Genomic DNA, 17,967 nt, shown 5'->3' on the forward strand with positions numbered 1-17,967 from the left:
CACAGCGCTGCGCGCTGTGACAGAGAGTCGCCTCGCTGCGCTCGGCGAGGCCCGGCCTTCGGCCGGGTGCGGTCGCTTCGCTCCCTTGCCTCGCGGTGCTCGGCTGCTCCGAAGTTCCTGAGCGCTGCGCGCTCAGGAGAGAACCGCCTCGCTGCGCTCGACGGGGCTCGGCTTCGCCGAGCCAGGGCCGGCCCTTTGGGCCGGAGTCCTGCGCTTCGCTCCGGACGGGTTCGGGGTTCCGCTGCGCTCCACCCCGAACGGCCCGCGCTGCGGGCCCGGGTGACCCCGGGCGGGTTGCGTGGCTTGGGCAGGAGGCCGGCCGCGGGGCCTGATGCACCACGGCCTGGTGCTCAGGGAGCTCCCCCATCCGGGCCCGCCTGGACCTCGCGTGCATCACTCTGAGTAGCGGATAGCATCTGGGATCCACCCCACGATGCCCATACAGCGCCTGGCCGGCCGGGCACCGTGGGCACGGTACCCGACCCGGACCCAAGAACCGTGTCCCTGAACGCCCCTGACTGGGCGTCTCCAGGCTCCTGAACTGCACAGATACCTCAGGGGTGTCCGAGGACAGGAACGGCCCACACGCGAGCGCTAACCCCCCAGCCCGCCGTCCGGGGCCCCACCAACCACGAAAACACACCAAACTGATGGTCCGTCAGGAGTGATCTGAGAATTCAGGGCGTCGCACAAAGAAAATTCATGCAGGTCTCCGGAGAAACATTGAATAACGCCACGAATTCCGTATCACTAGGTCCCGCAGACAAATCCTGCTCAGTCTCATCTCCACGATCGCCAGCGTGACGGACAGTCCACAGCGGGACGCCGGAGACGGGACTTGCGGGCCTAACCCGCCCCCGGTGCAACCTCAACCGGCGATGGCGGACGGCTCCGTGTCAAGCCTTCGCGAATCCGCGTCACGGACGCACTCGGCGGCCTCTGACCAGGCACGGAACGCAAATTCGCGAGAACTCGCACCCCGACAGCCGGACTCACACAGTTGCCCTCGCACCACCCACAGCCCGGCACCGTGCCGGCCCAACCAAAGGACCACCATGACCACCACCACGACCCAGACCAACGAGACCACGGCCGCCCAGGCCGCCGAGACAGACGCAGAGCTGGCGCGGCTGCGGCGCGAGCGACCCGTCCTCCTCCTGGTGATCACCTTCGCCCTCACGATGCTCGGCACCGTGCTCGCCATCGGCGCAGCGCTCTTCGTCCGGTGGGCGCCGGCCTGGGCCGACCCCTTCGCGGTCGGCGCCGCCACCTTCGCCGTGTTCCTGACCCTCGCGCTGCCCGCCCTGCGGCACCTGTGGCGCCAGTAACACCACACGACGCGCGGGCCCGGCCATCGGGAGGGACAGCCGGGCCCACACAGGGCAGACGGCCGGTCCGGGTGTTCCCAGTCGGAACACCCGGACCGGCGGCGTCAAGCAGCGACCGGAGGGCGTACGCCACGGAACTGAGAGGCGGCACGCGGAGAGCCGCCCACCAGGTGGGCGACCCTCCGCGTTCTAACGATGAGCCCCCAGCCCGGCCGGTCAACCGCGCCCGCCACACCCCCGGCAGTCGCCAGAACCGTTGCAGCTAGAGCACTTGTCAGCCCCGGAACCGCCTCGCTGTCCCGTTCCACCACAGTTGTGGCAGTTCCCGCTGTTTGAACACGTCTGACATGTCATGGATTCCCCGTCCGTCGGATCAACCCCATATGGTCCGCTCGCCTGAGCTCCACAGCAAGGGGCATCAGCCCGGGTCCTCCTCCACATTGCCCCCGCGCCTACCCTGAGGAACCTGAGTCCCTGACACCCAGCCAGGACGACAACGGCATCCGAGGCGCCCAGGCATCAGCTGGCCGCGCGCGGTGCATCCTGCCCGTTGCCGGACGGATCGGGCCCCTGGCAGCATGCCCTGTCTATGGCGAAGAAACAGAAACTTCCCTTTCCGGTCGCGGTCGTCACCGTCGACAGCCCTCAACAGGCCCGCACCGTCGCCAGCAGTTGGATAGTTTGGGGCGGTAGATGCTTCGAGGCCGGCGGAGCGCTCTCCTCCCTGAGCGTGAGCGCGGCGGAGCTCGGGGCCCACGAGGTCATCGGAGCGCGCGTGACCGCCATTCCGGGCATCTCCTACACGAGTCTGGTGGCCTACGGGACCGCGATCACGTACAGATAGAGCGAGCCCACATGGCTTGCACACCGACCCAACCCTGCGCCGAACTGGCATCTACGCTACGCACGACACCGAGATACTCACTGGCCGCAGGCCAGCCTGGGTCTTGACCCGCCTACGGGTGGCTCTGTCCACGAGAAGGAGCAGCGATTCGACGTCGGTTGGGGAGGCACACTCGGCCAGGGAGCGCGTCGCAATGTTCACGAGAACTGACAGCACCAGGCCTCTCCCGCATAGCCGTCGGCGAAGCGTGATGGGCTCCTTGACCTTGATCTTCCCGCGGCGACCCGTTCATGATCGTCGTATGAGTCAGCACTCGGTAACCTTGGACGAGATCGTTTTGGAGGACTGGCCGGCCGTTCACTCCTGGGCGTGCCTCCCGGAGGTATGCCGCTATCAGTCCTGGGGGCCGAACACAGAGGTCCAGACACAGGACTTCGTGGACTCCGCGGTCAAGGCCTGGTCGGGCACCCCTCAGCGCCGGTTCCCCTACGTCGCCCGCGTCGGGCGGGATGTGGTGGGCATGGGTGAGCTGCATGTCCGCAGCCATAAGCAGCGCCAGGGCGAGATCTCATACATCGTGCATCCCCGGGTATGGGGGCAGGGCATCGGCACGGAAATAGGCCGGCAGCTGCTCGCGCACGGGTTCGGCGAGCTGGGGCTCCATCGGATCCATGCCACCTGTGACCCGAGGAATCTCGGCTCCTCCCGAGTACTATCCAAGATCGGTATGACGCATGAGGGACGCCTGCGCGACACCGCGCTGCTCCACGACGGCTGGCGAGACTCCATGATCTTCAGCAGCCTCGAAGGGGAATGGCGCTCCACTGCGTAACCCCGCCAGCGGGTGCTGTCGCTTCTCGTGAACATCGACCTCGGTGCGTCCTCGCCGCAATCGCCGGCGCCACCATCGCGATCACCAGCTGGGCGGCACCGACGCCCTGCCCTACGTGACCGCCACCACCCTGATCACCATGCCCATCGCGCTCACCGCCGGGAACTTCATCACCTACCAGCCCCTGGTGACAGCCGGCACCTGGATCGCCACCACCGCAGGCCTCCTGTAGACCCGCAGGTGATCACGGGTGCACGGTGACGCTCAGGCCGGACCCTGGCCGCAGGACCGGCCGCACGCCCTTGGAGATACCGGCTCGTATGGCTACGGCCCGGTAGCAGGTAGCGCCGGTTCCTCACCGGTCTGACCGGTCTCGGTGGCGCCGAAGGCCTGGAAAAGCGCGGGAAGGTCACCCGCGGCGGCCTTGTCGACGGCCTTGGCATGGAGCCGGTAGCGCAGCACCGCGCGCAGTGCGGGAACCGTGAGAGTGGCCAAGCCCAGGAGCAGCGCGGGGACCTCCACCGCCGGGTACAGAGTGGCGACCAGGCCGGCCGCTGCCGATAGGGCGCCGGTTACCAGGTTCCGAATCATGTTCACCGTTGTGCCTCACTTCCGCTTATCCGTGTGGCGCTGGGTGCGGCCACGGATCAAGCGTCGAGCGCGGCGGATTGGTGCGGCAGAGGGAACGGCGGTTCCCGCTCAACCGGTAACAGCAGGTCAACGCCCTTGGACTCAGGGGACTTTCACCCTGCTGCGCGTGTGCGTGACAATCGTGGATCCGGCCTGCGCCAGACCGCACGCGCGGGGCGGTCGACGAGGGGGCACGGGGATGGGTGAACCGAAGGCGGTCGGGCTGGCGGCCGCCGCCTACGCGGCCGCGCTGCGCGCCGCGGTGCACGGCTTCACGATGCAGGGCGGCACGCAGAAGGAGATCGCGGTCGCCGCGCATGTCGCCCCGGCCACCCTCTCGCGCTACCTCAGCGGCGACAGGGTCGCCCCGCCCACCTTCGTCGCGCGCCTGGACTCGTTCCTCGCGGAGCGGGGCCGGCCCCTGGACGCCGGAGTGCGGGAGCGGCTTGACGAGCTGTGCGCCCGGGCCCATGAGGCCAGCCGGTCACCGGCCGTCCAGCTGGTAATCCTCAAGCAGGAACTCGCCCGGGTACAGGGAGAGAAACAGGCCGGTGAGGCGGAACTGGCCGCGCTCAAGGAGCATGCGGACCAGCTGGCCGGTGAGCTGGAGCAGGCGCTGGAGCAGGCCCGCCACGCGGAGACGGGACTAGGCGTCCTCGAACAGCGTGTCACCGAGCAGGACAAGAAGCTCCAGGACGCCCAGGCCTACACCCGCCGGCTGGAGGCGGAACTCACCGCGCAGCACGACCAGGTCGTCCTCGTACAGCGAGAAGTCGAAGTCCTGCGCCGCCAGAACAAGACCCTCCTCGACGAGAGCACCGCCACCACCATGTCCGGCGGAACGCTCGAAGGCGCCGTTCCCGCCGTGTCAACGCAGGCCACCAGCGGGAAGGCGGAGCGGGAAGCCCCGGCTCCCCTCCCGCCACGGGATCTTTCCACCAGCACCTTCAAGCCGCTGATGCCAACCCCCGCGCCTCCGCCGGAGCGCAGGCCGCTCCTGGGTCGTGCGGACACCAAAGAACAGTTCACAGGGCAGCTGCGGGCGCTACGCGCCCGGGCCGGCGGCAAGAGGGTCTGGCCAGCCGAAAAACTCGCCGGCCTGAGCCCCAGCAGGCCCTACGGCAACAGCTCCACGCAAGAGGACACTGCCCTGATGGACCGATGGTTCGCCAATGGCGAGTTCCCGCACGACTGGCGCCGGCTTAGGCCGGTCCTGCGCGGGCTGGGCGCAACCTCTTTAGAGGTCAAAACCTTCGCCGCCTCCTACGACAGGATCGGGAAAGGGCGCACGGCCAGGACGTCGGACGTGATGACGGCGGTCCTTGTCCTGGCCGCGATGGCCGTGATCTACCTCGGCGCCACCGCCGTCCTCCAAAGCGATACCGAATCGGGGACCTCGAAGACCCTCACCGCCCTCGGAGCGCTACTGGCCTCCGCGATCATCGGGGGAACAGGCGCGACACTGATCGCTCCGAACCCCGACAAGCCCTCTCCCCACGCGGAGTGGCCCTACACCCTGATCTTCTGCTGTGCCCCGATCACCCTGATCGCCAGCGTCATCGTCCCGTTCGCCACCGGCACCGACACCTGGGGCCACTGGATCGCAGACCTACTCGGACTGCTCTGACACACCACGACGGAGAGCCCCGCGTTCCCCTGGGGAACAGCCCGGGCCACACTGGCGGGGTGATCACGCGCCGCCCGCTGGGCACGGGCCCCCGTCCCGCCACCGACACCCCGGCCGCAGCCGGCCCCCGGGCACTCCTCGCGGCCGAGGCGGTCGAGGTGGCCCCGGCCGCCGAGGCCACCTCGGCCACGAGCCCCGCCGACCGGTCCGCCGCCGCGCCCGGCCGCCGCCACCTGGGCCCCGGAACTGCGGCGGCCGACCACTGACCGGCCGTCACCGGCCATATCTGTAGTCACCACTAGGCAAGCGGTGAGTTCTTTCTGCCCAGTTCAGGGCACGTTGAGGACCTGGAGCTCACCGATCGCAAGGCTGGTGGCACTCTCGCGGGTGGTAGTGAGTGTGCCGGTCTGCCCAGCGCCGGCCCAGGAGATGTTCCCGAACTCCGGTGAGTACGGGGTGCCCGGCCCGGTGCAGGTGATGGTCGCGCCGTCGCCCATCGACCACACGATCGTGCGGACCGTGGCGGTCGCGGTGACCGTCACCGACCCGGCCGAGGCGGACGCGGTGGCCGGGCCGGTGCGGGTCGGGCCCGGCCGGTTCCACATCCACACCGGCATCCCGACCAGGCCCTTGCCTTCAGGCTTCGGAACGATTCCGATGTCCCGCCCTTCCAGGCGCAGGCGCTCGACCGCCTGCTGCGCGAGCGCCTGGACATCGACACCGCCGCTGGCCGGACCGGTCGCGGACCCGCGGATCCCGCCGCGGACGTCACCGTTCGCGCTGGGGCAGGTGACCAGGTACAGCCGCCCGCCCGGATCCCCCGGCTTCCAGCCCTCCGGTGCACCCGTGTCGAACCCCGGCGGCAGGCCCCCGGCAGGGCCGTCGGTCGGCTTCCAGTAGCAGGAGTCCGCCGAGTTGAACGTGCCCATCTCCGGGGTGGAGCAGGGCACCTCCTGGCCGTCGATCGCGCACGAGGGCCTGCCCACCTCCCCAGGGGGCTTGCCCGGCTTGCCGCCAGGCTTGCCCGGGGCGGGCTGGCCCGGGTCCTGAGCTGTGATGTCCAGATCCCGCGGCGGGCACACCACCCCGCCCCCAGGCCCGTCCGCGACCGCGAGCGGCACGGCGGCCGCCCAGAGCAGGCCGGCCGCCACGGCCGCCGCCCCGAGCCGGGGCCAGCTCAGCACGTGCGCTCCCGCTCGATCGTCGAGCTGTAGACCAGCCACGGCCCCGTGCCCGTGCGCTGCGCGGTCGACTTCACCACGTGCGCGGCCCGGACGGCACCGCCACCGGCGTGCCGTCCTTGCTCACCTTGTCGTAGCCGCTGGAGTCGACGCAGTCGGTGATGACCGCGCGCCGCGGATCGCTGGCGGTGTCGATCGAGTCGACCACCGCGGAGCGGGCCGGCTGCCCCGCCAACACGGTGTTCTTCTGCTGGTACCAGAACAGCGTCGCCTTGATGTCCGCAAGCGCCGTGTCGGTCGCGTAGCGCTCCAGCTCCGGGTCCAGCGCTCCCGCGGCGGACCTCAGCCGCCCCCATACCCGCGTACACGGCCAGCACAGCGGCCTTCTCCGCCGCCTGAGGGTCAGCCGTCCCAGACGCCGGCACCGACGCCACAGACGGCCCTGCAGGCCCCTTCGCGTCCGTCCCCGAACCCCCGCAGCCCGCCAGGATCACAGCCGCCACCCCAACACCCGCAACCCGTAACCCGTAACCCGCCGCACCATGCCTCCCGCTCTCGTGATCACGCCACGCTAACGACCACAACCCCCGCAATCACCCGAGAAACCAGCCAGCCTCCACACCCACCTCATCCCCACCCGCCAACCTCCACCCCGATCCCCCCACAACCCGCCCCTTCGCCCCGCCCAGACCTAAAGTCTGGCCAGTCACCGGTCGAAAAATGGCGCCTGCCCAGGGACGATGCGCGGTGAGTCCGCGCGCACGTTCCCCCCTCGCGTACCCCCTCGCGTACCCCCTTGGGCTCCCCCGATGGGTACCCCCATGTACGCCAGGGCGGATCGGGGCCGAGCGTGTGTCACACAAGGACTCCCACGGGGGTTGACGGGCTAGCGCCATGGTCAGACCCGTGACACGGCCCCGGTGTGACAGGGCGTGTGACAGGCCGGTGTGACACCCGGCCGGGACGTGGTCGCAGCCCATGTGCACGCGGGTGCAGTGCACGCGCGAACGGCGGGGCCGCCCTGGAGAGGGCCGCCCCGCCGTCGGTTCCTCGCTCAGGCTGCGAGGCTCTCTACAAAGCGCCGGGCGTCGATCGGCGAGTTGGCGGCGCGTCGAGCTATGGCCGCTTCCGCCGCGTCGAACCAACTGGGCTTCGGGTACACCTGCTGCTTCCTGGCCCATTCGTTGTACTGGGGACCGAACTGGGAGGAGTGGAACTGAACGAGCCAGAACACGGCGAACGGGCTCACATCCCGAACCCGGGACCAGGCGGCGAACCAGGCCGGCAGCCTGTCGCGCGACACCTGGCAGCCCTGAAGGAAGCTCAGGTACTGCAGGATGTCGACGGGCATGGCCTGCCCGTTGACGATGCGGTGGGCCGTGCTTCGGGACAGGTTCCAGCCTTCGGCCCGCTCGGACAGCACTCGAAGCGACGGGCGACCGGCGGCAGCGTAGGCGTCCCGCAGGGCACGGCTCAGGTCGGCTTCGCTGGAGGCGAGGTCGGGCCGCGGTACGGCCGTAGAGCCGCTGGGCCGGCGCCAGGCCTCCTGCGCGCGGGAGTGGAGTTGCCGCGCGCGCTCGTGGTGGGGGGTGCCGCTGCTGATGCCACAGGCGCCCAGATACCCCTCAACGCACTCCCAGGTGGGCAGCGTCTTCCCAGACGCGGCGCGCTTGAGGGGGGAGGCTCCCCGCTGGCTGCGCTCCGCCAGCGTGCTGTAGGGGATACCGCCTCGCACGTCGCGGAGGAACTGGGCCAGCTCCCCCAGCGCGGGGACCGTGTGGTCGACAGGGGCTTCGGGGCGCCCCACCCGGCCCACTAGTTCACGCTCCCGTTGCCGGGGCCCCCGAGGGCGGCGTTCAGCAGCCGCCGCAGCAGGCCGCCCCCGCCGCCCTTGCCGTTCCTGACGTTGGAGGCGACCAGGACGGCGACGCTGACCGCGCCAGCGCCGCCCAGCAGGACGAGGATGTCCTGCACGGGCATGTGCGCGATGAGGCTGAGGAGCACGGCGGCCGCCAGATAGGCGGCGATGACGAAGGCGTGGGCCATGCCGAAGCGCACGCCGGAGGCCGGGGCCGAGGCCCCGTCGATCGTGTTCAATTCAGACACCCTTCACGGGTAGGGGTCGACGGCCCTCTCTAGGGCCGCCGACCGGCTGCTACTGGCTCCAACAGGCCGAATTCCGCTAGGTGATTGGCGTCACCTGAGCAGCGGAACGAAGCACTGCCGACCAAGAATCCCAGCCCGTAGCCCCTCTACGCCAAGAGCCCTGTATTGGCCCCGAAGATGTCCCAATTGTTGGCCCCGAGCCCAACGCACCCGCATGACCTCTGACCTGCGAAAATGCTGCTTCCTGGGCGTCCGAAATTCATTGGCCCGACTTTTGTCCCAGCAAGGTAAGTGATACCTCAGCCACGGCGGCCGTAGCCTCAACCTCGTTACGCGCGCTATCCCCGATGGCGAGTCATGCGCGTTTACAGGCGCCCTGTCTGCTACTGGCTCCAACCAAGGCACACACCAGGGACATTGCGGGTCACGTTGGCGCGTGGCCCGCACGGCGGCCGATGAGCGTACCCATGGTGCGGACATCGGCCTTTGCCGTACCCGAGGCAACCAGCGGACCAAAACCCGCACAACACCACCTGAGGGCCTTTCAGGGCCCTCTCCAACAAAGGACCCGGGGTCTCGCCGTTCGACCCTCACGCGGCCACGCAGAGCCCGTGCCGGGCCTGTCGCGGTCCCCACTCCGGCCGGAGAGGCCGGATCCTCTCCTCGCAGGGCTTCAGCAGTCGGCCGCACTCCGGTTCCGCCCCGAGGCTGTCGCACCCATCCCAGACCCACGGTTCAGACCTCCCCACCGCAGGACACACCGCTCGTGTCGCGCCGACAGGCCGACCCGCACGACAGGCCCCCCACGACAGCTCCGGTGGGCTTCCCGCGCACGCGGGTGCACGCGCACGCGTGCGCGCCTTGGGATCGGCCGCTCCGGCCGGGGCACACACAAAATCAGCCTCGGGGTCGGTGCCGGCGGGGCCGTGAGGGACCGTCACCAGGCCACCGTCCGCACCAGGAAGCTACAGGCGCCCCGCTGAGCGCCTTTCGGGAACCGCTGCGACCGGAGGGGCCGGAACGGGCTGTGAGACGCTCAGCGGGGCGCATAGCGGCTAGAACAGGGTTACTGCGGCCTGCGGTTCGGTCTGCTGGGCGTAGGCGGCCAACTCGGGGTGCTCCCGGACCAGCTGCTCACGCAGCCGCCGGACCTCCTCAGCCTCCGCCGCCCGGCGGGCGCGGACCTCCGCGCTCTTGGCCGCTTCGCGCCCGGCGTGCTCGGCGTAGGCGTCGGCCAGCATCGCGTTCCACTGGGCGGCCGCCTTGGCCCTCTCGGCCTGGGCGGCGTACGCCGCGTCCCGCTCGGCGAGCAGGTCCGCCGTGGCGTGCTCGATCAGCTCGGCCTCGGTCCGGTCGTGGCACTGCCAGCACAGGCCATCGGTCGGCCGGGTGCCCTTGCCGGTCGCTGTGCAGCCCTTGCCCTCGCAGTCCCACCACACCGGGGTCGGCCCGGTCTCCCCACGGGGCCCACGATGCCCTGCCGCCGCGCGGCAAGGCGTTCCGCCCTGCGCTTCTCGCACTTCGGGCAGACGTCCTGCGGGCCCAGTTGGATCCGGGCGCCGTCCTCGCACATCGGGTCCGGGCAATCCGTGGGCGGGCGCACCAGGCCCACCGCGACACCGACCGCTGAGCCGATCCCCTTGCCGCCCGGCAAGGCGTCCGTGGCGTAGCCGTGGTTCCACCACCGGCGCCGCACCCGCGCTGCCAGCTGCTCAGCGGACCGGCCACCGGCCAGGGCGGCCAGGATCGTGTCCCGGATGACCACCGGCCGGTACTTCGGCAGCAGGACGGTCAGGGCCTCGGGCCAGGCAGCCTCCACCATGGCCACCGCGGCGGCCTGCTCGGCCGAGAACCGGGTGCCGGCCTGGACGCCCTTCGCAGCACGACGAGGCAGTGCCAGCGCTCAGTGAGACCCAGACCGCCCTAAGAAGCGGCGCTTGCAGGACCTCGTCCGTCTCTCGAACGACAGGCTGGATAGGGTCCTTGGATCCGAGCGGGGCCTCCCAGCCGACCTGGCTGAGCTCTCTGCCCATCACCGGTGAGCGAGCAAGCGGGCGCGCAGCTGGTGGGCTGGCTGGGTTCGCGGAGATCGGTCATGACCGGTGACCGATGGAGGCCGGGCCGGTCACCGGTCATAGGGGCGAAGGCGGTCACTTGACCATCGGCCATCGGTCAAAGCACAGGTCAGAGGCACTTGGCGCTGCGGGGACCGGTTCACCGTCGACCGGGTGAACGTGACGGCGGACCCCTGGCCCCGCCCAGTCATCCGTCTCTCAGGAATGGCCGTTGGCTGGGCTTCGGATCGGTCGTGGCTGCTGGTGAGCGAGTCGATCGGGGGACCGGGCATGCCTCAGCAGTCACCAGCGCCTGTCACCAGTCACCAGTCACCAGTCACCAGTCACCAGTCACCAGCGTCGGTCACCAGCGTCGGTCACCGGTGTCGCTCGCCGGTCACCAGACGCCGGACTTCAGGGTCACCGGTCATCGGTCATGAGGGTGTGATCAGCTTCAGACCGAGCGAAGGTGCGCGCGCCCGTGCTGCCGGCGTTGCTCGGCGAGGTGCTTGCCTGCGTCGATCACGCGGCGCTGACCGGTCTTCGGCGACACCCCCAAGCGGCGGGCAGCCTCTGCCCCGGACAGCCTCGCACCGGTTTCCTCTGCCTCGACCAGCCATCCGGCGACGGTAAGAATCTGCTGCTGGACCGGGCCCAGGTCAGCCTCCTCGGTCTGCTGCTCGGGCAGCCGAGCAGCGGCCGCACCAGTATCGGTGGCAGTGGCCTGCCAGTGCCCGGTCTCCCCTGATGCTGCGGGGCCCAGATGATCGGTCAGGACGTCGAAGGAGGTCTGCTGGTGACTTGCTACAGCCGACAGTCGATCATCTGCCGACGGCGCCGGTACCTGGCCGGACTCAGGTGCCGTTTCGGCGGGTGCGCGGACGTCACTTCGGGCCGCCGAGGGCTCAAAGAAGGGGTGGGGACCGCCGCCCGTACGGTGACCGGTCACCGAACCCTCATCGGTCAGGGCCTTCCGGCTTCCGGGGAACCCGGCCAGCAGTTCCTCCACCTCTCTGGCGGGCAGAGGCCCGCCCGACATCGGGTCCACCACTCCGTAGGCCTCGGCCAGGTGCGAGACGAACGCAGCGGCGTCAGGGAACTCGCCAATACGCGCCGCGTAAGAGCGGTATGCCTCCCAGAGCTCCATCTCCGTCAAATGACCGGGCTCGGCGGCCCTGGGAGCGATTGGCTGTGGCCCGCTCGCCGCTGACTCGTCGCGACCGTAAAGGTGGGCGGGACCGAACCCGTCCTGATCGGCAGCCGGCTCCAACGCGTGAGTGAAGCCCGCATCCGTACCTGTGGGACCCGCTACAGACCGCTCCCCCACCGTGCCTGGAGCAGCCACCGAAACGCGCCGAGGTGTATCAGCCCGCTCTACCGTCTGGTGATCGGCAGTCTCCGGCGCCGACGGCAATACGGCCGGCTCTATCCCCGTCACCGCCAGCGCCTCCGGCGCCGTCCGCGACAGCGGCACACCGATGCGGGCGAGCCGCAGCGGCATCAGCGCCTCCACCGGGGCCTTGCGCCGCCAGGCCCGCCCGTACCGCGCCTGCAGCCGGGCCTGGTATATCAGCCGGTCCTGCTCCATGCCGACCGCCTGCTCGTAGGAGCGCAGCTCCCACAGCTTCATCCGGCGCCACAGCTTGAACGTGGGCACCGGCGACAGCAGCCACCGGGTGATGCGCACGCCCTCCATGTGCCGGTCCGCGGTGATGTCCGCGATCCGGCCCACCGCGTGCCGGGCCGCCTCCACCGTCACCACGAACAGGACCGGGATCACGGCGTGCATACCGACGCCCAGCGGGTCCGGCCAGGCCGCGGCACCGTTGAAGGCGATCGTCGCGATCGTCAGCAGCCACGCCGTCTGGCGCAGCAGCGGGAAGGGGATCCGGATCCACGTCAGCAGCAGGTCCAGCGCGAGCAGCACGCAGATGCCCGCGTCGATGCCGATGGGGAAGACGAGCGAGAAGTTACCGAAGCCTTTTTGCAGGGCGAGCGCGCGCACCGCGGAGTACGAGCCCGCGAAACCTATCGCCGCGATGACGACGGCTCCGGCGACCACGACGCCGATGAGTATCCGGTGCGTACGAGACAGCTGAAGCTGAGTCACGTGCTCCTACCCCTCCATCAGTCCCTGTCCTGATCATCGTTCACATTCCCATCGCCAGGCACAGGACGCCGCAATAATCAGCAGAAGAGGCGCAGGCGCCGTTTTCAGGCAGGGCTTCAACCACCGGTGACGGATAACGCGGACCTGCCGTCGCAACGTGCCGACTAGCACCCTGCACACACGAGGAACTGCAACGGACCCGCTCAGCGACTGCTCAGCCACAGAAGGTGCGCCCCAGCGATTCCCGCACGCGTCATGCGGCACAAGGGAGCTACTCCGCACCATCGACGGCATCAGCCACTGTGCTGCTGGCCTCCAACCACAACCACAGACTTCCCGCCACAAGTCGAGCGTGCTGTACCGACGACGCGAGTACCGGAGCGAAGCGCAGGGCGCAGCCAACCCGTGGGGTCCGCACTGGCATGCCGGAGATCAGCCGACGATGCATGAAACTCAGCCGGGGGCGGGGAGGTGTCTTTGTAGATAGCGGCATCTCCCTGACCTGTATAAACACTCGCGATCCATGCAGATGCCTGCATGGAAAGGTGCTCTCAGGACCCGAGTTGCATGCACGCTCACGCATGGAGGTCACACGTCAAGAGACCGCAACGCGCCGATGCATGGAACCATGAATTAGATGACGTACTTGATATATAAGTGAGGTGATTCGAACGAAGGAGCATCTCTAGTGGCACAGCCAGCTAGGCGCCCGGCAACACCCCTGCCCCAGCAGAGCGCCAGGCTTGTTCCCGTTCCCCGGCAGGCGTCGGCGTTCGATGACACCCGCAGCGCGCATCAGATCCTCAAGTCGCTGGAAAAGATCAGCCGTAATGGCGGGCACTTCACTGCCGACCCGCCCCCGAAGCGCTACGGCTTCGAAGGCGGTACCCACACGAATGTGTCCCAAGTGCTGCAGGAGAATCTGTGGAGGTTCAACCTCTCGGGCCCAGCCCGCAACCTTCTGGACCACATGTCGGTGACTCACAACGAGGAGGGAGTCGTGGCAGCGAAGCAGACAGCACTGGCAGCCCACTTCGGGTGTTCGCAGTCCAAGATCAGCCGGGCCCTGACCGAGTTATCGAAGCACCACTTCACTTGGAAGGTGAAGCGGGGCGAGTACCAGCTCAACCCGACATACTCCTACCGGTTCAGCAGCACCAAGCACCAAGCCCTGCTCCGCAGGATCGGCGCGGCAACGCTGAAAGCCCACAAGATCGTGATCCCTCCTGCGCCAGAGACGAGGTCGTCCTCATGAACGCCGTCCCCGGCTTCCACAACCCTGAGATCTGGGAACACCTGCCGAACGCCGGGCTGAGCCCTACCGCCCGCGACGTCTTCGACATCCTCACCGCCCGCCAGGAACCCGGCGGCACCGTACACATCCGCCAGGACCAGATCGCCGAGCGTCTCGGCATCCCCCAGGCCACCGTGTCCCGCGCAGTCGGCCAACTCAAGGACAAGGGCATCATCGAAGGCCGAGTCCGTCGCGGCCGCATGCTGATTCACCCTCTGCTCGCCGGCTACGTGTCACTGGCTCACATGGTCAATCACATCCAGGACCCCGCCACGCACATCTGGCCGCTGAACTTCCCCACCGGCGAAATCCGCCCGCCACGCCGCAGCGACCCCCGGACCGGAACCGGTTTCGACCCGGACCCCGACGGCGGCGAGGAAGCTCGTGAGGACAAGCCTCACCCCACACTCCTGCTGGCCGGCTGAAAACAGACAGACTGATGTGCCCACTACGTGGCCAGGTCGGTAACGCCTCCCTCCAGGCTCGTCCCTTGCAACACTGCGGCACCAACCGAATCCGAGGACAGCGAGCTTCCGCCGTCGACATCCTCGGCTGCGAGGGGGATCGAACACTCCCAGGTGTATGTAGTCGGCGAATGCGGGGCAGGTTCCCGGCGCCAAGAGGGCCGGGGAAAGAGCGTGCGAGCCCTAGGCGCCGAGAGCAGCAGCGCCTGGAGCCCGCCTCAGCAGGGCCTCGGACACGGCGTGCCCGAAGGCAGAGCCCTTCGTCCTGCCGAACGCCGTGTCCGAACCCGGGGTGCGGCATCGGGTCTTGGCGCTCAGGGGGTCGCCTCCGGGGCAGGGCACGACCACACAGGCGTGTCGAGGAAGCTGGTGCCGTGCCGAGCACTCACCCCGCCACGGGCCACGGCACCGGGTGGAAGAAACTTGCCGCAGGGCCAGCACGCCCGGCCCTGGGCCTGTTCCCATGTCAGTTCGCTGAGCTCCGGAAGGGGTGCGTCCTGGCACCGCACCGATAGGGCAGCCTGCATGGCGATCACGGGGGCACTGGAGCCAAGGTACTCGATCATTCGGCGGCCTTGAGGTTGGTGGCTGCGGTCGACAACTCGATGCCGTCGGAGCCGCGGATGTAGGCCAGCTCCACCCATCGCTCGTAGAGGACGTTGTCCGACACGTTTTCGTTGGTGACGGCCATCAGCTCGCCCTCGGTGCCGGACGCGATGTCTCGGACGCGGCGGCCGAGCAGGGGATGCTCGTCGTGCCCGAAGCCGAGTCTGTGGTTCGCGCTCATTGGTCGGTCTCTTCCATGTCGTCGTCGCAGGTGTGTGCGAGGAAGTGGGCGAGACCATTCGCGGCGCGGGCGATCAGGGCCGGGCTCGGGACGCCGTAGGCGGGTTGCCCGGTTGACTCGGGCCCTTCCCCGGGCGCTGCGGGGTCTTGGATATCAGCCACGGTCTGGTCTCCTCGGCGTGGAGTCGGGGGTGTATGACCAGTAACCCGTGCAAGGCTGGTGACAGCCATGTCAAACACCTGCCGGGCCTCTCATGCCGGTACTGACAACTTGACTGTTGCTTTAACTGACGGTCGGGGCAGGCCGCCTCTACCGTGGCGTGTATGGCACGGTCGAGGAATGAAGCACTTGCGGCATGGATGCGCGAGCACGAGATGTCCGCCGCCGTGCTGGCCGAGCTGGTCAACGACGCCCTGACCGGCATCACCGGACGCCGAGGGGCCACGAGCGAGCGCACAGTGTTCCGTTGGTTGTCGTGCGAGAACCGGTGGCCCCACGCCCGGTTACGCCGTGCCCTGGAATCCGTTGCGGGAGTCCCCGTCACCGCACTCGGATTCGTTCCCCGAGGCCAGATCTGCGGGGCCGCAGACGAGCAGGAGCAAACCGTGTTGCGCCGAACCTTCCTGACCGCCGCGACCTCTGTGGCCGGCGCAGCCGCCACCGGCGCCTCTGCCGGGGCACGCCCGTCGGTTGGATCCGCCGATGTGATCCGCATGCGTGGTGGCCTGGACACCCTGATGGCAGCCGACGACGCGCGAGGTGGCAGCGCCGACCTGGAACGGGCTGCCCTTGCCGGTGCCCGCGACGCCCTTGCTCTGCAGCAGGGGGTGGCCACCGAGCGGACTCGACAGCGTCTGTTCTCCATCGCCGCGAACTACACCGCAACCGCCGCCTGGTCGTGCGTCGACTCGCGTCGGCTCGACCAGGCCGAGGCGCATCTGAACACAGCTTTGCGCCTGGCGGGCCTGGCCCGGGATGCGGAGACCGCGATGCGGGTGTGGAACTCGAACGCCATGCTCGCCCACCAGCGCGGCCGCCACGGCGAGGCCGTCGCAGCCGCTCAGGCGGCACAGTCGACCGCTGTCAGCCGTCGCGATCCCCTCTACGCCTCACTCGCGCACGCCCGGACCGCAGTCGCCTACGCCAACCGCGGCGAGCGCCAGAGCGCCCTGCGCTCTCTCGGCTACGCGGGCGAGGCACTCGCCAAGGCCCCCGCTGCGATCAGGCCGAGCTGGATCGCCTTCTACGGTCCCGCCGAACTCCATGCCCTGACTGCCATCGTCCGCGACCGTCTCGGTGACGCGGCAGAGGCGGAGGCCGCCTCACATCAGGCGCTGTCCGTCCTGGGCCGCCCGTTTCGCCGCAACCGGGCGCTCGCCACTTCCCGCCTGGCCCTGGCCCAGCTCCACCAGGGCGACCTCGACCAGGCCTGTGCCACCACCAATGCCGCGTTCCAGCTGATGCGCGGCGCACCGCTGCCGGGCCGAATGCGGACCCTCCTTGGTGACTTCTACCGCGACCTGTTCACTCTCGCCCCGTCCGCCACCGCGGCCCGTGACTGGGCCGACCGGTACCGCACCGAATGGAGCTGCCCCGCATGAGCGAGTACCGCCTCAACCGCTTCGTCCACGCTGACCTCGCCCAGATCCGCCAGACCTTGCTCGATGTCCATGACGACGCGTACGCAGCGGAGATGGACGACGAGTTCCACCAGCGGTTCGCGTGGTTCGTCGACCACTGGGGTGGCCATCCCGGCTTCGTGTGTGTGATCGCCTACGACGGCGACGAGCCTGCCGGTTTCTCCTACGGTGCCCCGTCCAACCCGGGACGCGAGTGGTGGCGCGATTACCTCGACCCCGCCCCCAACCCGAGCACCACGTTCGCCGTCTCCGAACTGATGGTCATCCCCAAATGGCGCAAGACCGGCATAGCGCAGCGCCTCCACGAAGCCCTTCTCGCAGACCGCGACGAGGCCCTCGCCGTGCTCCTCGTCGACAACACCCACCCCCGCGTCCAAGCCCTCTACGAGAGCTGGCACTACCGCAAGGTAGGCGAACGCCAGCCCTTCCCCGACTCCCCCCTCTACGCAGTCATGCTCCGCGACCTACAGCAGCACGCGGGTAAAGCCGACTAAGCCGTCTCTTCCGGAGCTTGCCTGAGAGTCGGTGTGGCACGATCGCGCTCATGACGTCTGCATCCATCCCGGTCGCTGACACCCACGTGAGGCTCCTGGCTGGCCATGCCAGCAGCGGGAACCCCGTCTTCGAAGTGTTGCCTGCTCGTAGTCTCGATTCGGGCCTCTTCGAGCTTGCTGGCAGCCAGGGGCTTGTCCTGGGCTGTGCAGCTGGAGACGTTCTACGCGTCTCCGACGACGGACAGTTCGAGATACGGCAGGTGGGCCGGAACCTCTGTGTCCAGGCCATCCCGCAGAGTGGCCTCTTCACGTCTGAGGCTGTGGCGGAACTGACCAAGGAGTTCGAAGCGGTCGGAGGCTTGGTCTCTCAGCGTCGGCCAAGGTGAATGGTGGTTCGGAAACGCGGACGAGCCCCTGCCGTTCAGCGCGCCGCAAGCCGCCACAGGCGGGAGTCCGGCGAGCAGCTGACTTACACCGAGGCCCGCGCCGTGATCCGGGTTTCCGCACCCCCGCCGGGGCGGTGCTTGATGAAGAACAGTGACGGGCCTCGGCGGTCGGCTGTTCGGTACCGATCGA

20 protein-coding genes are annotated in these 17,967 nt (G+C 69.0%); 11 read left to right on the plus strand and 9 right to left on the minus strand.

Going from position 1 to position 17,967, the window contains the following annotated elements; all coding sequences use genetic code 11:
* Positions 1 to 1,055: 1,055 nt before the first annotated feature.
* From OG737_RS34015 to OG737_RS34025, 3 genes are all read left to right on the plus strand, one after another.
* Positions 1,056 to 1,328: a hypothetical protein gene (locus OG737_RS34015; protein WP_331723463.1), complete on the plus strand. Its 273-nt coding sequence runs from the start codon at positions 1,056 to 1,058 to the stop codon at positions 1,326 to 1,328.
* Between the two features lie 589 nt (positions 1,329 to 1,917).
* The gene (locus OG737_RS34020; protein ID WP_328923207.1) at positions 1,918 to 2,172 is read left to right on the plus strand and encodes a hypothetical protein; all 255 of its coding nucleotides are present in this window, start codon (positions 1,918 to 1,920) and stop codon (positions 2,170 to 2,172) included.
* 301 nt (positions 2,173 to 2,473) lie between these two features.
* A complete protein-coding gene (locus tag OG737_RS34025; RefSeq protein ID WP_331723464.1) occupies positions 2,474 to 3,004 on the plus strand; it encodes a GNAT family protein in 531 nt (176 codons plus the stop codon).
* 324 nt (positions 3,005 to 3,328) lie between these two features.
* On the opposite strand, the gene OG737_RS34030 is transcribed toward OG737_RS34025, so the two are convergent.
* Positions 3,329 to 3,595, minus strand: coding sequence for a hypothetical protein (locus OG737_RS34030; RefSeq protein WP_328923210.1), 267 nt, complete (start codon positions 3,593 to 3,595; stop codon positions 3,329 to 3,331).
* A 238-nt stretch (positions 3,596 to 3,833) separates the two neighbouring features.
* Between OG737_RS34030 and OG737_RS34035 the strand changes: the two genes are divergently transcribed.
* Both OG737_RS34035 and OG737_RS34040 read left to right on the plus strand, forming a co-directional pair.
* Positions 3,834 to 5,261: a helix-turn-helix domain-containing protein gene (locus OG737_RS34035; RefSeq protein ID WP_328923211.1), complete on the plus strand. Its 1,428-nt coding sequence runs from the start codon at positions 3,834 to 3,836 to the stop codon at positions 5,259 to 5,261.
* 59 nt (positions 5,262 to 5,320) lie between these two features.
* Complete coding sequence (locus OG737_RS34040; protein WP_328923212.1) at positions 5,321 to 5,527, plus strand: hypothetical protein; 207 nt, start codon at positions 5,321 to 5,323, stop codon at positions 5,525 to 5,527.
* Positions 5,528 to 5,590: 63 nt separating this feature from the next.
* Here OG737_RS34040 and OG737_RS34045 read toward each other — a convergent pair whose 3' ends face one another.
* From OG737_RS34045 to OG737_RS34065, 5 genes are all read right to left on the minus strand, one after another.
* Positions 5,591 to 6,445: a hypothetical protein gene (locus OG737_RS34045; protein ID WP_331723465.1), complete on the minus strand. Its 855-nt coding sequence runs from the start codon at positions 6,443 to 6,445 to the stop codon at positions 5,591 to 5,593.
* Positions 6,446 to 6,515: 70 nt separating this feature from the next.
* Positions 6,516 to 6,680 (minus strand): hypothetical protein, encoded by a 165-nt coding sequence (locus OG737_RS34050; protein WP_331723466.1) that lies wholly within the window; start codon positions 6,678 to 6,680, stop codon positions 6,516 to 6,518.
* 816 nt (positions 6,681 to 7,496) lie between these two features.
* Positions 7,497 to 8,249: a hypothetical protein gene (locus OG737_RS34055; protein ID WP_405922470.1), complete on the minus strand. Its 753-nt coding sequence runs from the start codon at positions 8,247 to 8,249 to the stop codon at positions 7,497 to 7,499.
* An 8-nt stretch (positions 8,250 to 8,257) separates the two neighbouring features.
* Positions 8,258 to 8,548 (minus strand): hypothetical protein, encoded by a 291-nt coding sequence (locus OG737_RS34060; protein ID WP_328923216.1) that lies wholly within the window; start codon positions 8,546 to 8,548, stop codon positions 8,258 to 8,260.
* A 1,055-nt stretch (positions 8,549 to 9,603) separates the two neighbouring features.
* Positions 9,604 to 9,987, minus strand: a complete 384-nt coding sequence (locus tag OG737_RS34065; RefSeq protein ID WP_331723469.1) for a hypothetical protein — start codon at positions 9,985 to 9,987, stop codon at positions 9,604 to 9,606.
* 318 nt (positions 9,988 to 10,305) lie between these two features.
* Here OG737_RS34065 and OG737_RS34070 point away from each other — a divergent pair, with 318 nt between their 5' ends.
* Entirely contained in the window at positions 10,306 to 10,458 is a 153-nt protein-coding gene (locus tag OG737_RS34070; RefSeq protein WP_405922471.1) for a hypothetical protein, read from the plus strand.
* A 598-nt stretch (positions 10,459 to 11,056) separates the two neighbouring features.
* On the opposite strand, the gene OG737_RS34075 is transcribed toward OG737_RS34070, so the two are convergent.
* Positions 11,057 to 12,712, minus strand: a complete 1,656-nt coding sequence (locus OG737_RS34075) for a DUF2637 domain-containing protein (RefSeq protein ID WP_331723470.1) — start codon at positions 12,710 to 12,712, stop codon at positions 11,057 to 11,059.
* Positions 12,713 to 13,400: 688 nt separating this feature from the next.
* Between OG737_RS34075 and OG737_RS34080 the strand changes: the two genes are divergently transcribed.
* Both OG737_RS34080 and OG737_RS34085 read left to right on the plus strand, forming a co-directional pair.
* Positions 13,401 to 13,967, plus strand: coding sequence for a hypothetical protein (locus OG737_RS34080; protein ID WP_328930575.1), 567 nt, complete (start codon positions 13,401 to 13,403; stop codon positions 13,965 to 13,967).
* Positions 13,964 to 14,431 (plus strand): winged helix-turn-helix domain-containing protein, encoded by a 468-nt coding sequence (locus tag OG737_RS34085; protein ID WP_328930576.1) that lies wholly within the window; start codon positions 13,964 to 13,966, stop codon positions 14,429 to 14,431. Before OG737_RS34080 ends, OG737_RS34085 begins: the two co-directional genes overlap by 4 nt.
* A 601-nt stretch (positions 14,432 to 15,032) precedes the next feature.
* Here the strand turns inward: OG737_RS34085 and OG737_RS34090 are convergent.
* Both OG737_RS34090 and OG737_RS34095 read right to left on the minus strand, forming a co-directional pair.
* A complete protein-coding gene (locus OG737_RS34090; RefSeq protein WP_328930577.1) occupies positions 15,033 to 15,257 on the minus strand; it encodes a hypothetical protein in 225 nt (74 codons plus the stop codon).
* The gene (locus OG737_RS34095) at positions 15,254 to 15,418 is read right to left on the minus strand and encodes a hypothetical protein (RefSeq protein ID WP_405922472.1); all 165 of its coding nucleotides are present in this window, start codon (positions 15,416 to 15,418) and stop codon (positions 15,254 to 15,256) included. The genes OG737_RS34090 and OG737_RS34095 overlap by 4 nt, the downstream gene beginning before the upstream one ends.
* 444 nt (positions 15,419 to 15,862) lie before the next feature.
* Here OG737_RS34095 and OG737_RS34100 point away from each other — a divergent pair, with 444 nt between their 5' ends.
* From OG737_RS34100 to OG737_RS34110, 3 genes are read left to right on the plus strand one after another with little or no spacing between them, the layout of a single operon-like run.
* Positions 15,863 to 16,858 carry a hypothetical protein gene (locus tag OG737_RS34100; protein WP_405922473.1) on the plus strand — a complete coding sequence of 332 codons (996 nt, stop codon included), beginning with the start codon at positions 15,863 to 15,865 and terminating at the stop codon, positions 16,856 to 16,858.
* A complete protein-coding gene (locus OG737_RS34105) occupies positions 16,855 to 17,391 on the plus strand; it encodes a GNAT family N-acetyltransferase (protein WP_331723472.1) in 537 nt (178 codons plus the stop codon). The genes OG737_RS34100 and OG737_RS34105 overlap by 4 nt, the downstream gene beginning before the upstream one ends.
* 50 nt (positions 17,392 to 17,441) lie before the next feature.
* Positions 17,442 to 17,777: a hypothetical protein gene (locus tag OG737_RS34110; RefSeq protein WP_405922474.1), complete on the plus strand. Its 336-nt coding sequence runs from the start codon at positions 17,442 to 17,444 to the stop codon at positions 17,775 to 17,777.
* Positions 17,778 to 17,967: the final 190 nt, after the last annotated feature.

Source organism: Streptomyces sp. NBC_00122 (genome assembly GCF_045160845.1).
Classification (GTDB): Bacteria; Actinomycetota; Actinomycetes; order Streptomycetales; family Streptomycetaceae; genus Streptomyces.